The organism is Priestia sp. JNUCC 25, assembly GCF_053667915.1.
The window spans coordinates 3,931,314-3,949,173 of record NZ_CM132211.1 but is presented as its reverse complement, the minus strand read 5'-3'; the positions used below and the strand labels follow the sequence as shown (position 1 = coordinate 3,949,173).

The 17,860-nt window shown below is 39.2% G+C and carries 16 protein-coding genes; all 16 read left to right on the top strand.

What is annotated here, in order from left to right; all coding sequences use genetic code 11:
• Positions 1 to 72: 72 nt before the first annotated feature.
• The 16 genes from JNUCC25_RS20760 to JNUCC25_RS20685 all read left to right on the top strand — a co-directional run bounded on the left by JNUCC25_RS20760 (position 73) and on the right by JNUCC25_RS20685 (position 17,704).
• Positions 73 to 825, top strand: coding sequence for a ClpP family protease (locus JNUCC25_RS20760; RefSeq protein ID WP_013058820.1), 753 nt, complete (start codon positions 73 to 75; stop codon positions 823 to 825).
• On the top strand, positions 822 to 1,031 hold the full coding sequence (locus tag JNUCC25_RS20755; RefSeq protein ID WP_013058819.1) for a YlzJ-like family protein: 210 nt from the start codon (positions 822 to 824) through the stop codon (positions 1,029 to 1,031). Before JNUCC25_RS20760 ends, JNUCC25_RS20755 begins: the two co-directional genes overlap by 4 nt.
• A gap of 138 nt (positions 1,032 to 1,169) precedes the next feature.
• Positions 1,170 to 3,527, top strand: a complete 2,358-nt coding sequence (locus JNUCC25_RS20750; RefSeq protein ID WP_013058818.1) for an FtsK/SpoIIIE family DNA translocase — start codon at positions 1,170 to 1,172, stop codon at positions 3,525 to 3,527.
• A 639-nt stretch (positions 3,528 to 4,166) separates the two neighbouring features.
• Complete coding sequence (locus JNUCC25_RS20745) at positions 4,167 to 4,892, top strand: GntR family transcriptional regulator (protein ID WP_013058817.1); 726 nt, start codon at positions 4,167 to 4,169, stop codon at positions 4,890 to 4,892.
• A 133-nt stretch (positions 4,893 to 5,025) separates the two neighbouring features.
• Positions 5,026 to 6,114: a BMP family lipoprotein gene (locus JNUCC25_RS20740; RefSeq protein ID WP_013058816.1), complete on the top strand. Its 1,089-nt coding sequence runs from the start codon at positions 5,026 to 5,028 to the stop codon at positions 6,112 to 6,114.
• A gap of 119 nt (positions 6,115 to 6,233) precedes the next feature.
• Positions 6,234 to 7,763 (top strand): ABC transporter ATP-binding protein, encoded by a 1,530-nt coding sequence (locus JNUCC25_RS20735; RefSeq protein WP_263032825.1) that lies wholly within the window; start codon positions 6,234 to 6,236, stop codon positions 7,761 to 7,763.
• Positions 7,760 to 8,821, top strand: coding sequence for an ABC transporter permease (locus JNUCC25_RS20730; RefSeq protein WP_013058814.1), 1,062 nt, complete (start codon positions 7,760 to 7,762; stop codon positions 8,819 to 8,821). Before JNUCC25_RS20735 ends, JNUCC25_RS20730 begins: the two co-directional genes overlap by 4 nt.
• A complete protein-coding gene (locus tag JNUCC25_RS20725; protein ID WP_013058813.1) occupies positions 8,818 to 9,777 on the top strand; it encodes an ABC transporter permease in 960 nt (319 codons plus the stop codon). The genes JNUCC25_RS20730 and JNUCC25_RS20725 overlap by 4 nt, the downstream gene beginning before the upstream one ends.
• Before the next feature lie 258 nt (positions 9,778 to 10,035).
• Positions 10,036 to 11,331, top strand: coding sequence for an EF-P 5-aminopentanol modification-associated protein YfmF (yfmF, locus tag JNUCC25_RS20720; RefSeq protein ID WP_064472073.1), 1,296 nt, complete (start codon positions 10,036 to 10,038; stop codon positions 11,329 to 11,331).
• Entirely contained in the window at positions 11,318 to 12,601 is a 1,284-nt protein-coding gene (gene yfmH, locus JNUCC25_RS20715; RefSeq protein ID WP_025750276.1) for an EF-P 5-aminopentanol modification-associated protein YfmH, read from the top strand. Before yfmF ends, yfmH begins: the two co-directional genes overlap by 14 nt.
• Positions 12,602 to 12,664: 63 nt before the next feature.
• Positions 12,665 to 13,390, top strand: coding sequence for an elongation factor P 5-aminopentanone reductase (gene ymfI, locus JNUCC25_RS20710; protein WP_064472072.1), 726 nt, complete (start codon positions 12,665 to 12,667; stop codon positions 13,388 to 13,390).
• Between the two features lie 65 nt (positions 13,391 to 13,455).
• A complete protein-coding gene (locus JNUCC25_RS20705) occupies positions 13,456 to 13,716 on the top strand; it encodes a DUF3243 domain-containing protein (RefSeq protein WP_013058809.1) in 261 nt (86 codons plus the stop codon).
• Positions 13,717 to 13,929: 213 nt separating this feature from the next.
• Positions 13,930 to 14,721, top strand: coding sequence for a DUF3388 domain-containing protein (locus tag JNUCC25_RS20700; RefSeq protein ID WP_013058808.1), 792 nt, complete (start codon positions 13,930 to 13,932; stop codon positions 14,719 to 14,721).
• Between the two features lie 12 nt (positions 14,722 to 14,733).
• Positions 14,734 to 15,717: a helix-turn-helix domain-containing protein gene (locus tag JNUCC25_RS20695; RefSeq protein WP_255285006.1), complete on the top strand. Its 984-nt coding sequence runs from the start codon at positions 14,734 to 14,736 to the stop codon at positions 15,715 to 15,717.
• Positions 15,718 to 15,861: 144 nt separating this feature from the next.
• Entirely contained in the window at positions 15,862 to 16,446 is a 585-nt protein-coding gene (gene pgsA, locus JNUCC25_RS20690; RefSeq protein WP_013058806.1) for a CDP-diacylglycerol--glycerol-3-phosphate 3-phosphatidyltransferase, read from the top strand.
• Positions 16,447 to 16,462: 16 nt separating this feature from the next.
• Positions 16,463 to 17,704, top strand: coding sequence for a competence/damage-inducible protein A (locus JNUCC25_RS20685; RefSeq protein WP_029320633.1), 1,242 nt, complete (start codon positions 16,463 to 16,465; stop codon positions 17,702 to 17,704).
• Positions 17,705 to 17,860: the final 156 nt, after the last annotated feature.

Here is a 17,860-nt window from a genome sequence, read left to right as displayed (position 1 = left end):
TGCAGCTGATGCGGATGTAATAACTATGAGAAGTTCATACTACTACTATCAATAAGTGAAAGGAGCTAGAATATGTTTGAAAATAACGAAAGATTACATTCTGATGAAGCGCCTCAGCAGCCTAATAAAAATGAAGAAAGCAAGGGCGGAATATTAGATAAAATTCAACAACTAGGACAGACCAACGTGGCTCAGCTTCCTCAGGATTCTAATATTCACTGTTTAACGATTGTAGGACAAATCGAAGGGCACATGCAGCTGCCTCCTCAAAACAAAACGACAAAATATGAGCATGTCATCCCGCAAATTGTGGCGATCGAACAAAATCCAAAAATTGAAGGATTGCTTATTATCTTGAATACAGTAGGTGGAGATGTAGAAGCGGGTCTTGCAATTGCTGAAATGATCGCTTCGTTATCCAAGCCTTCTGTGTCTATTGTGTTAGGAGGCGGACATTCAATCGGTGTTCCAATTGCGGTTTCAACTGATTATTCGTATATTGCCGGTACAGCGACCATGACCATTCATCCTATTCGCTTAACGGGTCTTGTTATTGGTGTACCGCAAACATTTGAATACTTAGATAAAATGCAAGAGCGCGTGATTAACTTTGTGAGAGAACACTCTCATATTTCAGAAGAAAAGTTTAAAGAACTTATGTTTTCAAAAGGGAACTTAACGCGTGATATCGGGACAAATGTAGTTGGCGGAGATGCTGTTTCATACGGGTTAATTAATGAAGTAGGCGGAGTTGCTCAAGCGATCAAAAAATTGAATGAACTGATTGAGCAAGGACGTCAGAATGAGGAGCAGCTGCTGCAATGATTTTGTATACAATGATGCCGCAAGAACTGATCTTTCAGCAGTCTTATCATCAAGAACAATCTCAGCCAAAGCTTATTAACCATAATGGAATCCCGGTTATTGTTGAAGAAAATGAACAAAAGCAACAGCAAATTGTGAGGATTTTAAGCACGAATCCTCAAGATTATTTGAATGAAAATTATTATCCTGGTCAAATTTTGTCGTAAGGATTTCAGTATAATTATGGTGAATATGGTATAATGAATATGACGAAGAAGGCAGCCGCTGTATTGGCTGCTTTTTTATTCAACTGATAAAAGAAACAAAATCAACATAGAGTGTTGGACGTTGATTGGAGTGGAAAAATGGCAAAGAAAAAACGAAGAGGTCAAATAAAAAAGGATGAATGGAAACGCATATTGCGCTTTGAGCTTATTGGCTTATTTTTATTAGCATTAACGTTAATTGCCATGGCAGGACTTGGTGCTGTAGGACAGGCCCTTGTACTAGTGGTCCGCTTATTTATTGGCGAATGGTATATGCTGTGTTTAATCGGAATGGCTATTCTATCTGTTTATATTATTTGGAAAAGAGAAATGCCTCCTTTAGTGACGCGGCAGCTTATCGGTACATATCTCATTATTTTATCTATTTTACTGTTTAGTCATGTTACGTTATTTGAAAATTTATCAAAAAACGGAACGTTTACAGATCCGTCTGTCATTATGAACACGTGGGATTTGTATATGCTCGAAGCAACGGGCCAATCGAATCACAGTGATTTAGGCGGAGGGATGATAGGAGCTATTATGTTTGCCATGTTCTACTATCTATTTGATAGCTTAGGAACAGAACTTATCGCTGCCTTGCTTATTGTGATTGGGGTACTGCTTATTACCGGACGTTCGCTTCACGAAACGGTATTAAAACTTTTGTCACCTCTAGTGAATTTTTTAACAACGGAGTTAAAAGAAGGCTGGCAAGATATTCAGACGTGGAAACATAAGAAGAAAAAAGCTCCTAAAACAACAAAAAAGAGACGACAAGAAAAAGCTGTGCAAGAACCTGAAGAAAGCATGGACATAGAAGTAGAAGCACCTTCGCCTCCAATTATTGAACACTTTGACTACGGAGAGGAAGAGTCTAGTCAATCTCCTGCTGCTCCTATAGCTCCAGCGCCGCCGGTTATGGAATCGAAGCCTGTAGCTGCTGCACCGCAACAGCCAAAGCCGCAAAAGGAACAGGAAGAAGAAAAAGCTCCTATGATTACATTTACTGAAACGGAAAATAAAGAGTATGAGCTTCCTCCTATCAAGCTATTAACGATGCCAAAGAAAAGCAACCAGGCAAAAGAGCATAAAAACATTTATAAAAATGCCGAAAAACTTGAAAAAACGTTTCAAAGTTTCGGCGTAAAAGCAAAAGTGGCAAAAGTTCACCTTGGACCAGCTGTTACAAAATATGAAGTATATCCTGATGTAGGAGTAAAAGTAAGTAAGATTGTCAATTTAAGTGATGATCTAGCACTTGCATTAGCTGCCAAAGATATTCGGATTGAAGCTCCAATTCCCGGGAAATCAGCGGTAGGAATTGAAGTGCCGAACGAAGAAGTAGCGATGGTTTCACTTAGAGAAGTACTTGAAGCAACTGAAAATAACCGACCGGATAAAAAGCTATTAGTTGGTTTAGGAAGAGATATTTCAGGCGAAGCTGTGCTAGCAGAGCTTAATAAAATGCCTCATATGCTTGTAGCAGGCGCAACAGGAAGCGGAAAAAGTGTGTGTATCAACGGTATTATTATTAGTATTTTAATGAGGACAAAGCCTCATGAAGTAAAATTAATGATGATTGACCCTAAAATGGTTGAGCTCAATATGTACAATGGTATTCCGCATTTATTGGCTCCTGTTGTAACGGATCCGAAAAAAGCTTCTCAAGCCTTAAAGAAAGTTGTAAGTGAGATGGAGCGACGTTATGAGTTGTTTTCACACAGCGGAACGAGAAACATTGAAGGATATAACGATTTAGTAAAACGTATGAATGATGATGGAGACGCCGATGCAAAACAGCCGACTCTTCCTTATATTGTGGTGATTGTCGATGAGTTGGCTGACTTGATGATGGTTGCTTCATCTGACGTCGAAGATTCGATCACACGTCTTGCTCAAATGGCTCGTGCTGCCGGCATTCATTTGATTATTGCTACACAGCGACCATCAGTAGATGTTATTACTGGGGTTATTAAAGCAAACATTCCTTCCCGAATCGCTTTTAGTGTATCTTCACAAACTGACTCTCGTACGATCTTAGATATGGGAGGAGCTGAGAAGCTTCTAGGAAGAGGAGATATGCTGTTCATGCCTGTTGGAGCTTCAAAACCTGTGCGTGTGCAAGGTGCCTTTTTATCAGATGAAGAAGTAGAAGAAATTGTTGATTTTGTAATTGCACAGCAAAAAGCGCAGTATCAAGAAGAAATGATTCCAACCGATGCTCCTGAACAAGTTGATGATTTTGCAGATGAGCTATATGACGAAGCGGTACAGCTTGTAGCAGAAATGCAAACAGCTTCTGTTTCTATGCTGCAGCGACGCTTTCGAATTGGCTATAACCGGGCTGCACGCTTGATCGATGCAATGGAAGAGCGTGGAGTGGTGGGGCCTTATGAAGGAAGTAAGCCGCGTTCCGTGCTGATTTCTCAGCAAAATGAGGATGTTGGATCTTAATAATGTTACTAGAAAAGATGAGGCTGGGACAAAAGTATTTTAGCTGAAGTGAAAAACGAACCATTAATCAACATGTTTGATTAGTGGTTCGTTTTTTTTTGTTATGATAAACGTAGGTTTCATCTGTTTCGTTCCTTCTAGCAGTTGATTGAAGGGCAGGGCGAAGACTCCTGCGGGAAAAGCGCAAGCGACGAGGAGGCTCATCACCCGCCGGCGGAAACCGGAGTTTTACATGGAAATCAACTGCAGTGTCAAAAGCTGTTCAGCTCATTATCCCATTTGTTCGTCTTTAGTTTGAATTCATTTCGTTATGTCTCAACCTCATTTTTTATGGAATAAGAGACGGTAAGAATAGTATCATACAAAAATATGTCATGCTAAATAAATGAAATAAAAACGAATATTAAAAAATTTAATGACTAAAATGTTTGGTTTTTATCTAATATTAGAAGAAAAGCAGGTTGTTAGGTATGCTGACATTAAAAAATAACAAAAATTCATTTTTTTAAAAAAATAATAATAATTTTAATAAAAAATTAATATAACCTATTTATTTATCTGTCGAAAAATGATATATTATTTTCGATTAAGTAGTCGAACATCAGAGGTCTGATGACTTTTTAATATGGAGGAAGAGTGATGTCTATACGTGCGGATAATCGGCACTTGTATTTACAAGTGATTGATAAAATTAAACAAAATATAGAAAAAGGAATTTTTAAAGAAAAGGAAAGACTCCCTTCAGAGTTTGATTTATCAAAGCAGCTAGGGGTTAGCCGCGCAACGCTACGTGAGGCACTTCGCATATTAGAAGAAGAGAATATTATTGTTCGCAGACACGGCGTGGGAACATTTGTCAACACGAAGCCTACTTTTTTGTCAGGGATTGAGCAATTAAATAGTATAACACATATGATTGAACAAGCCGGTATGAAGGCTGGAACAATCTTCTTATCTTCTCAAATACAAGAGTTGTCTGAAAATGATTTAACACGTTTTGCTTGCGGGGAAGACGAACAGATTTTATTTGTTGAACGGGTGAGAACGGCAAACGGAGAGCCGGTTGTATATTGCATGGACAAGGTTCCTCAAAAAATATTGCCTGAAAATTTCGAATATAAACAAGAGTCTTTGCTAGAAATTCTTGAAAAACAAGCAGGAAAACATATTTCATACGCAGTGGCAAACATTGAGCCTCTAGGCTACCATGAAAAAGTTTCTCCTATTTTACAATGCGAACCAGAAACCGCTTTGCTTGTGCTGAAACAAATGCATTATGACCAGCATGATGAACCCATTTTATATTCCATCAATTATTTTAAAGCAGATCAATTTAGTTTCCAAGTATTGCGTAAACGCGTCTAGTTTTTTTGCGGTTAAATGTCAGAAAATTTATAACTGTTTAACATTGTCCTTTTAAGGAGGTGTCAAATGTAGGTCACAAGGACGAAATAGAAAATTGGCTTTATACTTTTAAAACTATTCAGGGGGTTAAAACATGTTAAAACGTAAAACGGGACTTGCATTATCACTAGTATTAGCGGCAGGAACACTTTTAAGCGCGTGTGGCTCAGACGACGCAGGTAAGAGCGGCGGAGATAAAAAAGCGGCGGATTTTAAAGTGGGAATGGTAACAGATACGGGCGGGGTAGATGATAAATCGTTTAACCAATCTGCTTGGGAAGGTCTGACAAAGTTTGGGAAAGATAACGGACTTGATGAAGGGACTGGATATAAGTATTTGCAGTCTACAAAAGCATCTGAATACGAGAGCAATCTTTCTAAATTTGCTGAGAGTGGCTACAACTTGACGTATGGAATTGGCTTTTTATTAAAAGAAGATATTAAAAAAGCAGCAAAGCAGTATCCAGATGCTAACTTTGCATTAGTAGACGATACGCTAAAGTCAGAGAACTTAGATAACGTGGCAAGCATTCTATTTAAAGAAGAGCAAGGCTCTTTCTTAGTAGGTGTAGTGGCAGCTAAACAAACGAAAACGAACAAAATCGGCTTTATCGGAGGCGTTGAATCTCCATTAATCAAGAAGTTTGAAAACGGATTTAAAGCAGGTGTTAAATCTGTAAACCCAGATGCTGAAGTTATCTCTCAATACGCAGAAAGTTTTAACTCTCCAGAAAAAGGTTCAGCTATTGCTTCTACCATTTACAGCAAAGGCGCTGATATTATTTATCAAGCGGCTGGCGGTACTGGAAACGGCGTATTTACAGAAGCTAAAAACCGTTCAAAAGGCGGGAAAGACAAAAAGGTTTGGGTAATTGGAGTTGACCGCGATCAGCATGAAGAAGGTATGCCTGAAAACGTAACGTTAACTTCGATGGTTAAACGCGTTGACTTGGCTGTAGAAGATGTTGCCAAAAAAGCAATGGACGACAAATTCCCAGGTGGTAAAGAAGTTGTGTTTGGCTTAAAAGAAGACGGAGTAGGAATTGCTCCATCACAAGATAATGTAAGCAAAGATGCGTTAAAAGCAGTTGATGAGTATAAGCAAAAAATTCTAGACGGTGACATTACAGTGCCTCAAACGGATAAAGAATTTAAAGAGTTTGAAAAAACGCTTAAAAAATAAGTTGACGTCTGTTAAGCAATGATTATATGAGTATAAAAGGCTAGTGAAAACTAGCCTTTTTCATAGCCAAAAAACGGAAGACAGAATCCTGTAGCAGGCAGGAATAGGGAGTGAAAGCAGTGGAATATGTTATTGAAATGCTAGATATTCGCAAAGAGTTTCCCGGTATTGTCGCTAATGACAATATTACACTCCAAGTGAAAAAGGGAGAAATTCATGCTTTGTTAGGGGAAAATGGTGCAGGTAAGTCAACGCTGATGAACGTTTTATTTGGACTTTATCAGCCTGAAAAAGGGCAGATTCGTGTAAACGGCCAAGAAGTCAAAATCACGGACCCTAACGTAGCGAATGACTTAGGAATTGGGATGGTTCATCAGCATTTTATGCTCGTTCAAAACTTTACAGTAACAGAAAATATTATTCTTGGAAACGAACCGACGCGCACGGGGAAAATCAATATTAAAAAAGCAGCTCAAGATATTCAAGAGCTTTCAAATCAATATGGATTATCGGTAGATCCATATGCGAAGATTCAAGATATCTCAGTTGGCATGCAGCAGCGAGTGGAAATTTTAAAGACGCTTTACAGAGGAGCCGACATTCTTATTTTTGATGAACCTACTGCCGCCTTAACACCTCAGGAAATTACGGAATTAATTCAAATTATGAAAAAATTAATTCAAGAAGGAAAGTCGATTATTTTAATTACGCATAAATTAAAAGAAATTATGTCAGTATGTGACCGCTGTACAATTATTCGAAAAGGTGTCGGGGTTGGCACGGTAAATGTGCAAGAGACCAACCCTGATGAACTTGCTGCTTTAATGGTAGGAAGAGAAGTGCATTTTAAAACTGAAAAGAAAACAGCGACTCCAAAAGAAGCTGTGTTAACAATAAAAGAATTAGTAGTAGAAGACAGCCGAGGAGTAGAGGCTGTAAGTTCGCTTGATCTAAGCGTTCGGGCAGGCGAAATTGTAGGCATTGCGGGTGTAGATGGGAATGGTCAAACAGAGCTGATTGAAGCAATTACGGGTCTGAGAAAAATAAAGTCGGGCTCGATCACATTAAAAAATCAAGAATTGTCTACGTTATCCACTCGTAAAATTACGGAGTCAGGAATAGGACATATTCCGCAGGATCGTCATAAGCACGGACTGGTATTAGATTATACAATAGGTGAAAATATTGGCCTTCAAACGTATTATCAAAAGCCGATGTCTAAATCAGGTATTTTAAATTATAAAGAGATGTATAAAAAGGCAAAAGAACTAATTGCAGAATATGATGTGCGAACGCCTAGTGAATATACACAAGCGCGATTGCTATCGGGGGGGAATCAGCAAAAAGCCATTATTGCCCGTGAAGTAGACCGCAGTCCGGAGCTATTAATTGCAGCTCAGCCAACGAGGGGGCTGGACGTAGGAGCCATTGAATTTATTCATAAGAAACTGATCGAAGAACGAGATAAAGGACGAGCAGTGCTGCTTGTTTCGCTAGAACTGGATGAAGTAATAAATTTAAGCGATCGCATTGCGGTTATTTATGAAGGGAAAATAGTCGACATTGTAGATCCAAAAGAAACGAATGAACAAGAGTTAGGCTTATTAATGGCAGGCGGTACGCGTGAGAAAGCGGGTGGAACAGCATGAATAAACTTGTGAAAAATGAACGTGTAATGATGATTTTGATCCCTGTTGTATCGGCCATATTAGGACTCATTGCCGGAGCGGTTATTATGTTACTAGGCGGCTATGATCCAATGCTTGGCTATCAATCTCTTTTTGACGGGATGTTTGGAACGCCAAAAGCCATTGGAGAAACGATTCGTGCCATGACTCCTCTTGCTCTGGCTGGTATCGCGGTTGCGTTTGCTTATAAAACCGGTCTCTTTAACATTGGAGTAGAAGGACAGCTTTTAGTTGGCTGGTTGGCTTCAGTATGGGTTGGGTATGCGTTTGATTTACCAGCAGTCATTCATATTCCTTTAGCTGTATTAGCAGCAGCTGCAGCTGGAGCAGTTTGGGCGTTTATTCCAGGATTTTTAAAAGCAAAATTTCATGTTCATGAAGTAATTGTTTCCATTATGATGAACTATATTGCCCTTTATACAACGAGCAGCTTAATCCGTACGTATTTATATGCGGGTAATGAAAAATCGTATGATATTAAGGAATCGGCATCTTTAGCATCAAGCTTTTTAGCACAGTTAACCGATAACTCCCGCCTTCATTACGGCATTCTTATTACCATCGCTGCAGCCATCGTAATGTGGTTTATTTTGAATAAAACAGCTAAGGGCTTCGAGCTAAGAGCTGTTGGTTTTAATCAACATGCTTCACAGTATGCAGGAATGAATGTAGGCCGAAACATTGTGTTATCCATGGCGATTTCAGGCGCTTTTGCCGGGCTTGCCGGGGCAATGGAAGGGCTTGGAACATTTCAGTATATGGGCACATTCACTGCGTTTACGGGTACGGGGTTTGACGGTATCGCCGTAGCTCTTTTAGGAGCTAACAGCGCAATTGGAATTTTATTAGCTTCATTCTTTTTCGGAGGATTGCAAACTGCGGCTCCTCAAATGAACTTTATGACAGGCGTACCGTCTGAATTAATTCAAATTGTCATTGCGCTTATTATCTTTTTTGTTGCATCTAGTTATTTAATTCGCTGGGTGCTTGGCCGTGCAGGCAAGGGGGGAGCAAAATGAACTTCTTAGAGGTGTTAGCCATTATTATTCCAGCGGCGCTTTATTCAGCTGCACCGCTTATCTTTACCGCGCTCGGAGGGATATTTAGTGAACGTTCCGGGGTCGTGAACATCGGATTAGAAGGGCTGATGATGTTTGGCGCGTTCACAGGTATTGTTTCAACCCTTTTACTTCAGGATTCATTGGGTGCTTGGGCCCCGTGGGTAGCGATAGTAATTGCGGCTGTTGTTTGCGCTGTGTTTTCGCTGATTCATGCTGTTGCAAGTATTACATTAAAAGCAGATCAAACTGTAAGTGGTGTAGCGCTGAATTTTCTAGCTGCGGGTCTTTCAATCTTTTTAATCAAAAAGATTTTTGGGAAAGGACAAACAGATTTTATCCAATTCCGTATCGATAAAGTAAGTATTCCAGGTCTATCAGACATTCCAGTAATCGGTAAAATTCTGTTTTCGAATGTTCCTATTACGTCTTATATTGCAATTGCGCTAGCTTTTGCTGTATGGTACATCATTTATAAAACGCCGTTTGGTCTTCGTCTTCGTTCAGTTGGTGAACACCCAATGGCAGCAGACACGATGGGGATCAAAGTTGTGAGAATGCGTTACGTTGGCGTTATGATTTCCGGAATGTTAGCTGGAATCGGCGGCGCGGTGTATGCTACATCTATCGCTACAAACTTTGCAGCGGGAACGATTGCTGGACAAGGGTTCCTTGCTATTGCAGCTATGATTTTTGGAAAATGGCATCCTATTGGTGCTTTAGGCGCAGCCATGTTTTTCGGGTTAGCACAGTCTTTGAGTATCACGGGAGCTCAGATTCCGGTTATTCAAGATATCCCATCCGTCCTTTTAACCATTGCACCGTACGTATTAACAATCTTAGCACTTACTGGTTTTGTAGGACGTGCTGAGGCTCCTAAAGCGCTAGGCGTTCCTTATGAAAAAGGCCGCCGCTAATAAATCCTCTATACGAGGTCTAACAATGACTAAAGTTGGATAAATATAGAAGGTGGAGACAAAGGAATCATATTCTTTTCTCCGCCTTTTTTTCATTGAGAGAAAGAATATGAAAAGAAATGAGGAAGCGCGCGGCAAGTTACTTGAAAATGTTTCCTTGAATTCGATATAGTGGTTATAAGACTAAAATTAGCGTTAAAGATTCAAAATAGAAGTATTGTCTAGTTAATACATCAAAATTTAAAAGGAGGTTTATATATGAAATTATTGACTGAACAAAAACATGAACTAGAAGGATTGACTGTTCACACCATTCAAACAGCTAAGTACAAAACAAACACGTTCATTTTAAAACTAAATGCCCCTTTAGATAAGAAAACGGTGACAATGCGTGCCCTTTTACCTTATGTGCTTCAAAGCGCTACCGAGTCGCTGCCGTCTACGACAAAGCTTCGTACATATTTAGATGAGCTTTATGGTGCTACTTTACAAGTAGACTTAACAAAAAAAGGTGATAACCACGATATTACGATTCGCATTGATATAGCGAATGAAAAATATTTGAAAGATTCAACTCCGCTTTTGCAAAAAGCGTTAGCGCTTCTTGGCGATATTTTATTAAAGCCAGCAGTTGAAGGGGACTCTTTTTTAAAGGATATTATGACAAAAGAAAAGCGTTCGCTTCGTCAGAGAATTCAAGCCGTATTTGATGATAAAATGCGCTATGCTAATTTAAGATTAGTCGAAGAAATGTGTAAGGAAGAACCTTACTCTTTACATGTAAACGGTCAAATTGACGACGTGGAAGAAATTACAGGTGAAAGTTTGTACGCCTATTATCAGCAGGTGTTAAAAGAAGATGCCATTCACCTTTATGCTATTGGAGATTTGCAACTCGAAGAGGTTTTACAAACAGTAAAAGAAACATTTACGTTACCAAAGCGCGAGCAAAAAGACATTGAAGATTCTATTACGTCTAAAGATATCTCAAAAGTAAATGAAGTAGTGGAAAAACAAGAAGTAAAACAAGGGAAATTAAATATTGGCTACCGCACAAATGTTGTGTATGGAGATAGACAGTATTTTGCTCTGCAAGTATTTAACGGTATATTCGGAGGTTTCTCACATTCTAAGCTATTTATCAATGTGCGTGAAAAAGCAAGCTTAGCCTATTATGCCGCTTCAAGGGTAGAAAGTCATAAGGGATTACTGATGGTCATGTCGGGTATTGATGCTAAAAATTACGACCAAGCCGTGACCATTATTAAAGAACAAATGCAGGAGATGAAGCAAGGGTCGTTCACAGACGGCGAAATCGCTCAAACAAAAGCCGTCATTCACAATCAGCTGCTTGAAACGGTGGATACTCCACGAGGACTAGTAGAGGTTATGTATCATAATGAATTAACAGGCAAAGACATTTCAATTGACGAATACTTAAAGCATATTGATGCGGTATCTAAGCAGGAAATTATTAAAGTGGCTGAGAAAATTGAAATGGATACAATTTATTTCTTAACAGGAACGGGCGGTGAAGAAAATGGAGAAAATTGAATTTTCGCAGCTTCAGGAACAGCTGTATCATGAAAAAATGGATAACGGGCTGCAGGTATATATTTTGCCAAAGCCGGAGTTTAACAAAACGTTTGCTACCTTTACAACGAACTACGGATCGATTGACAATCAATTCGTACCACTAAATGAAAATGAAATGACAAAAGTTCCGGACGGAATTGCACACTTTTTAGAGCATAAATTATTTGAAAAAGAAGACGGGGATGTCTTTCAGCAGTTTAGTAAACAAGGTGCTTCGGCCAATGCATTTACTTCTTTTACCCGCACAGCTTACTTATTCAGCTGTACGTCAAATTTTGAGGAAAACCTTGAAACATTAGTGGACTTTGTACAAGAGCCGTACTTCTCAGAAAAAACGGTCGAAAAAGAAAAAGGCATTATCGGTCAAGAAATTACAATGTATGACGACAATCCGGACTGGCGCTTGTATTTTGGTACCATTCAAAATATGTACAAAAACCACCCTGTTAAAATTGATATTGCCGGCACGATCGAATCGATTTCACATATTAATAAAGATTTGCTGTATACATGCTATGAAACGTTCTACCATCCAAGCAACATGCTGTTGTTCATTGTAGGCCCTGTTGATGCGGAAAAGGTAATGAAGCAAGTTCGAGACAATCAGCAGAAAAAAGATTATAAAGAAATATCTGACATACAGCGTCACTTTGACGAAGAGCCTGAAACGGTGGATCAAGAAAAACAAGTACTAAAAATGCCGGTGCAGTCTTCTAAATGTATGGTGGGTCTAAAAGCGAAAAATCCGCAGCGTTCAGGTGGAGAAATGCTTAAATATGAGTTAGCAATGAATATTATCTTAGATTACGCATTTGGCAAAAGCTCTTCGTACTATGAGGAGTTATATGCAGACGGGCTCATTGATGAAACATTTGCTTATGATTATACGGAGGAAAGAGGATTTGGTTTTGCTCTTATTGGGGGAGATACGGACCAACCCGAGCAGCTGTATGATCGAGTTAAACAAATTTTACTTGAAATGAAAACAAAATCACTAACAGAAGAAGAACTTGAACGTATCCGTAAAAAGAAAATCGGCGGATTTTTACGTTCATTAAACTCACCTGAGTTTATCGCTAATCAGTTTACACGCTATGCATTTAATGATATGAATTTATTTGATATTGTTGAAACGCTGGAAAAACTGAAGGTGAACGAAATAAAAGATGTGCTAAACGAGATTATTGATGAAAAGAACTTTACGGTTTGTGAAGTAGTACCTAAATAAAGATGATTGTTGCCAAAAAAGCTGATGTTCATCAGCTTTTTTGCATGTAAAGGAGAGAAGGTTATGGAGAAATTTGCCCTTTTGACAGGTGCAAGCGGAGGAATTGGCACAGCGATTGCTAAGCAATTAGCTGAGGATGGATATTCGCTTATTTTGCATTACCATCAACGAAGAGACAGAATAGAGGCGCTTGCACATGAGCTTGCTGAAAAGGTAAAAACCGTGTTTACGGTACAAGCGGATTTATCATGTAAAGAGGGAGTGGAGAAGTTTTTAGAGGAAATTATTGTTCCGGTAGAAGTTATTATTCATAACAGCGGACGAAGCGTTAGCGGGTTAATGACAGATACTCCGGCAAAAGAAACCGAAGAAATGATCTATCTTCACATCACGGCTCCCTTTGTTATTACCAAAGCTTTATTACCTAAAATGATTAGTGCTAAAAGCGGACAAATCATCATGATTTCTTCCATTTGGGGACTTACAGGAGCTTCATTTGAAGTCCTTTATTCAATGGTAAAAGGTGCACAAAATACGTTTGTAAAAGCTTTGGCAAAAGAGGTTGCACTAAGTGGGATTCGAGTAAATGGAGTTGCGCCCGGAGCGATTGAAACGGATATGATGGCCAGCTATTCAAAAGAAGAGGTCAAAGAGCTGGCTGAAGAGATCCCTTTAGGAAGAATAGGATATCCAAAAGAAGTGGCAGATGCGGTTTCATACTTAATATCTTCACGAGCTTCCTACATAACGGGACAAATATTATCGGTTAATGGCGGTTGGTACATATAAAGTGTGCATAAAATCAAAAACACGGTACAAACTATGATATGAATAAACCTTAAGGAGGGCTACTCATGTCAGTATTAGAAAACTGGGATAGCTGGAAAGATTTTTTAGGCGACCGTTTACATCATGCGCAAAACGAAGGAATGCAAGAAGAAGTTATTCATGATCTTGCTTATCAAATTGGTGGATATTTAGCAAACCAAGTTGATGCAAAAAATGATCAAGAGCGAATTTTAGCAGACCTTTGGAGCGTTGCTTCTAAAGAAGAGCAGCATGCGATTGCGAGCAGCATGGTGAAATTAGTTCAAAATAACGGATCAGTAAAATAAGTTATCGTTTTTAAAAAGGAGCTAATTCACCGCATGTGAAAGCTCCTTTTTTCTTAGAAATAAATAGTACAAATAAATAAGCGCTTACATACATAACAAATGTAGAACTACTTGTCTTTAGGGTTTATAATATAATGGAAATCATTTATAGTTAAACTAGGTGAAAAAAAGGGGGCACCTCTCGAAGGCCAGCCAAGAAATGGGAGGGGTTTGATGGAGAAAATTGAGTGGTATTTAGAATATCAAATACAAAAAAATCGTCCGGGTCTTTTAGGTGATATTTCATCGCTTCTTGGAATGTTGTCAATTAATATTGTCACAATTAACGGAGTGGATGATATTCGCCGTGGATTATTGCTGCGCTGTGATTCACATGAGCAAATAGACAGGCTTGAATCTATTTTGAAAACAATGGATAATATCATTGTGACAAAAATGAGACCGCCTAAATTGCGTGATAAGTTAGCAGTGCGTCACGGTCGCTATATTCAGCGGGACGCAGATGATAAAAAGACGTTCCGTTTCGTAAGAGATGAATTAGGTTTGCTCGTAGATTTTATGGCGGAACTGTTTAAACAAGACGGTCATAAGCTTATCGGCATTCGAGGTATGCCGCGAGTAGGCAAAACCGAATCCATTGTAGCAGCTAGCGTATGTGCGAACAAAAGGTGGCTTTTTGTGTCTTCTACACTCTTAAAACAAACGATTCGCAGTCAGCTTATTGCTGACGAATACAACGCTGATAATATTTTTATTATTGACGGGATTGTATCGACAAAACGCGCGAATGAAAAGCACTGGCAGCTTGTTCGAGAAGTAATGAATGTACCCGCGACAAAAATTGTGGAGCATCCGGATGTATTTGTACAAAATACCGAGTATTCGTTAGATGATTTTGCCTACATTATTGAAATAAGAAACGACCCCAATGAGAAAATTACATATGAAATAATGGAAGGTCCTCAAATGTTTCAAGACGGTGGATTATCGATGTTTGATTTTTAGCATAATTGGTAGGTGTTAGCATTGACAGAGTTAGGACAAAGGTTAAGACAAGAACGAGAAAACAAAGGATTGTCGTTAGAGGATTTACAAAAACTAACGAAAATTCAAAAACGCTATTTACTTGGCATTGAAGAAGGCAATTATGAGGTTATGCCGGGGAAATTTTACGTACGAGCGTTTATTAAGCAATACTGCGAAGCAATTGGGTTGGACACAGATGCTATTTTTGAAGAATACAAATCAGACATTCCTTCAACTCAAACAGAAGACATGCCGCAGCAGCTTTCGCGCGTTCGCAGCCGCAAAGAAATTCCTCAGCATACAAAAGGAGTTTCAAAAGCATATGACTACCTTCCAACTGTTCTAGTGGTGGCGGGAGTTGTAGTTGTTGGGATTATTATTTGGGTAATCGCTCAAAATATCGTCTCGGATAAAAACAAGGAGCAGGCTAACCAAGAAGCTCCAAACAGCGAAGTTCAGCAGTCTAACACGCAGGAAGAAACGAATGAAACTACTGCAAAAAATGACAATAGCAAGTCAGAAGATGAACAAAGTGCTGCTGATAAGAAAGAACAAGAAAAAGAAAAAGCTGAAAAAGAAAAAGCCGCAAAAGAAAAAGCTGAGAAAGAAAAAGCTGAAAAAGAAAAGAAAGACAGCGGTAAACAAGAATACAAGGAAGTTCAAAAAACAGGCAGAAGTGCTACGTATGCTCTTTCCGGTACAGATGCATTTAATCTAGAAGTAACATCCACTCAAGCAGATACTTGGTTAGATGTGAAAAATGGAAAAGGAAATGCTTTCTTTAGCTCCATTCTAAAAAAAGGTGAAACAAAAGAATTTGATTTGACGAAAGAAACTGAAGCTCGTGTCAACATCGGTTATTCACCTGGAGTAGAGTTAAAAGTAAATGGAAAAGCGGTTGACTTGCCGTTTGATTCATCCAAGCAAGTTCGACAAGTTGTAACGATTCAATATCAGCCGGCAGAAGCACAGTAAACACCCTGTTTTAAAAAGTGATCAGGGTGTAAATAAAGATAATATGTGAATTAATCACTTATTCACGCTATAATAAAACCAAAGCCGTGCAAACAATTTCGTTTGCACGCTTTCAGTTTGTAACAGTAATTGGAGGCAGAAGAAGTGAATTTACCAAACAAGATTACCATTTCGCGGATTTTCCTAATTCCCGTATTCCTCATTTTTATGATGGTGCCGCTACCATTTGGCACAGTGGAGGCAGCAGGAAAAGAGATTCCGATCGCTCACCTATTAGGGGCAGCATTATTTATTATTGCATCTACAACAGACTGGATTGACGGATACTATGCCCGAAAGTACGACTTAGTCACGAACTTGGGCAAATTTTTAGATCCACTAGCAGACAAGCTATTGGTTTCAGCTGCGCTTGTAGCTATTGTTGACTTAGATTTAATTGCAGGTGCAGGATGGGCTGCTATCATCATTATTAGCCGTGAATTTGCTATCACTGGTTTAAGACTTGTACTAGCAGGGGAAGGGGAAGTTGTAGCAGCAAATATGTTAGGTAAAATTAAAACATGGACTCAAATTTTAGCTATTTCAGCTATTCTGTTGTATAACTTGCCTTTTGAATGGGTTTCCATTCCATTTGCTAGCGTAATGCTTTGGATCTCAGTGATTTTTACGGTTATTTCAGGCTGGGACTACTTTGCTAAAAACAAACAGGCTTTTGTTAACTCAAAATAAGTAAGATGGAGATGATATGATGAACGCTGAAATTATTGGAGTCGGCTCTGAGCTGCTGCTTGGACAAATTGCCAATACAAACGCTCAGTATTTATCGAAAAAATTAGCCGAACTTGGAATTAATGTTTACTATCATACGGTAGTAGGAGATAATGCACAGCGCTTAAAAGAAGTGATTGCTACAGCTCAAACGCGTGCAGAGTTAATTATTTTCACAGGCGGGCTTGGTCCTACAAAAGATGATTTAACAAAAGAAACAATTGCGAGTGTGCTAGGAGTAGAGCTGACAACAAATGCAGAAGCACTTGAAAGCATTGAAGCCTATTTCAAACAGTCAAATCGTGTCATGACACCTAACAATAAAAAACAGGCAATTGTGCTAGAAGGTTCGGCAGTGCTCCCTAACGATTACGGAATGGCTCCAGGTATGGGGCTTACGGTAGAGGGAAAACACTATATGCTATTTCCCGGGCCACCAAAAGAGCTTTATCCAATGTATGAATCGTATGGCCAAGAATTTTTAGCTCAAAAGCTTGAATTAAAAGAAAGTATTGAATCACGTGTTCTTCGCTTTTTCGGAATAGGAGAATCACAGCTTGAGACGGAAATTGAAGATTTGCTTGATGCGCAAACCAACCCGACGATTGCGCCGCTAGCAGGAGATGGAGAAGTGACGCTTCGCTTAACTGCTAAGCACGCTAATGCTGCTGAAGCACAGCGCATGTTAGACGAAGTGGAAAAAACCATTTCAGAGCGCGTAGGCGAGTATTTATATGGATACGAAGCAACTTCTTTACATAATGAATTGGTAAAAGAATTAACGGCACAAGGATTAACGATTGCTTCAGCCGAAAGTTTAACCGGCGGTTTATTCAGCGAACGTTTAACAACTGTTTCAGGTTCTGGAGAAGCTGTAAAAGGCAGCCTGGTCGCCTATCATTATGAAATCAAGCAAAATATTCTCGGAGTGAGCGAACACACGCTGAATCAGTACGGAGCCGTTAGCGAGCAGTGCGCGGCTGAAATGGCTCAGCGTATTCAACAGTTATACAAAACGGATATTGGCATCGGGTTTACAGGTGTAGCTGGGCCCTCCAAACAAGAAGGACATCCTGTAGGAACAGTATATATAGGGGTAGCCTATAAAGATCAAGCTCCTCAAGTTTACAGCCTGCAGCTATCTGGAAGCCGCCAGGGGATTCGTTCACGAACGGTTAATTATGGCTGTCATTACGTATTAAAGATGATAAAGAAATAAAGAAAAAAGGCTGTTTGGTTTTTCCAAAACAGCCTTTTTTTTATAAAATAATAAACGAACATTTATTCGCTTTTTGCTTGTCAAACGACTCGAAAACTAGTATAGTAAGTTATAGAAAGTTGTTAATTCGACATTGCTACTACATCGTAGTAAGTT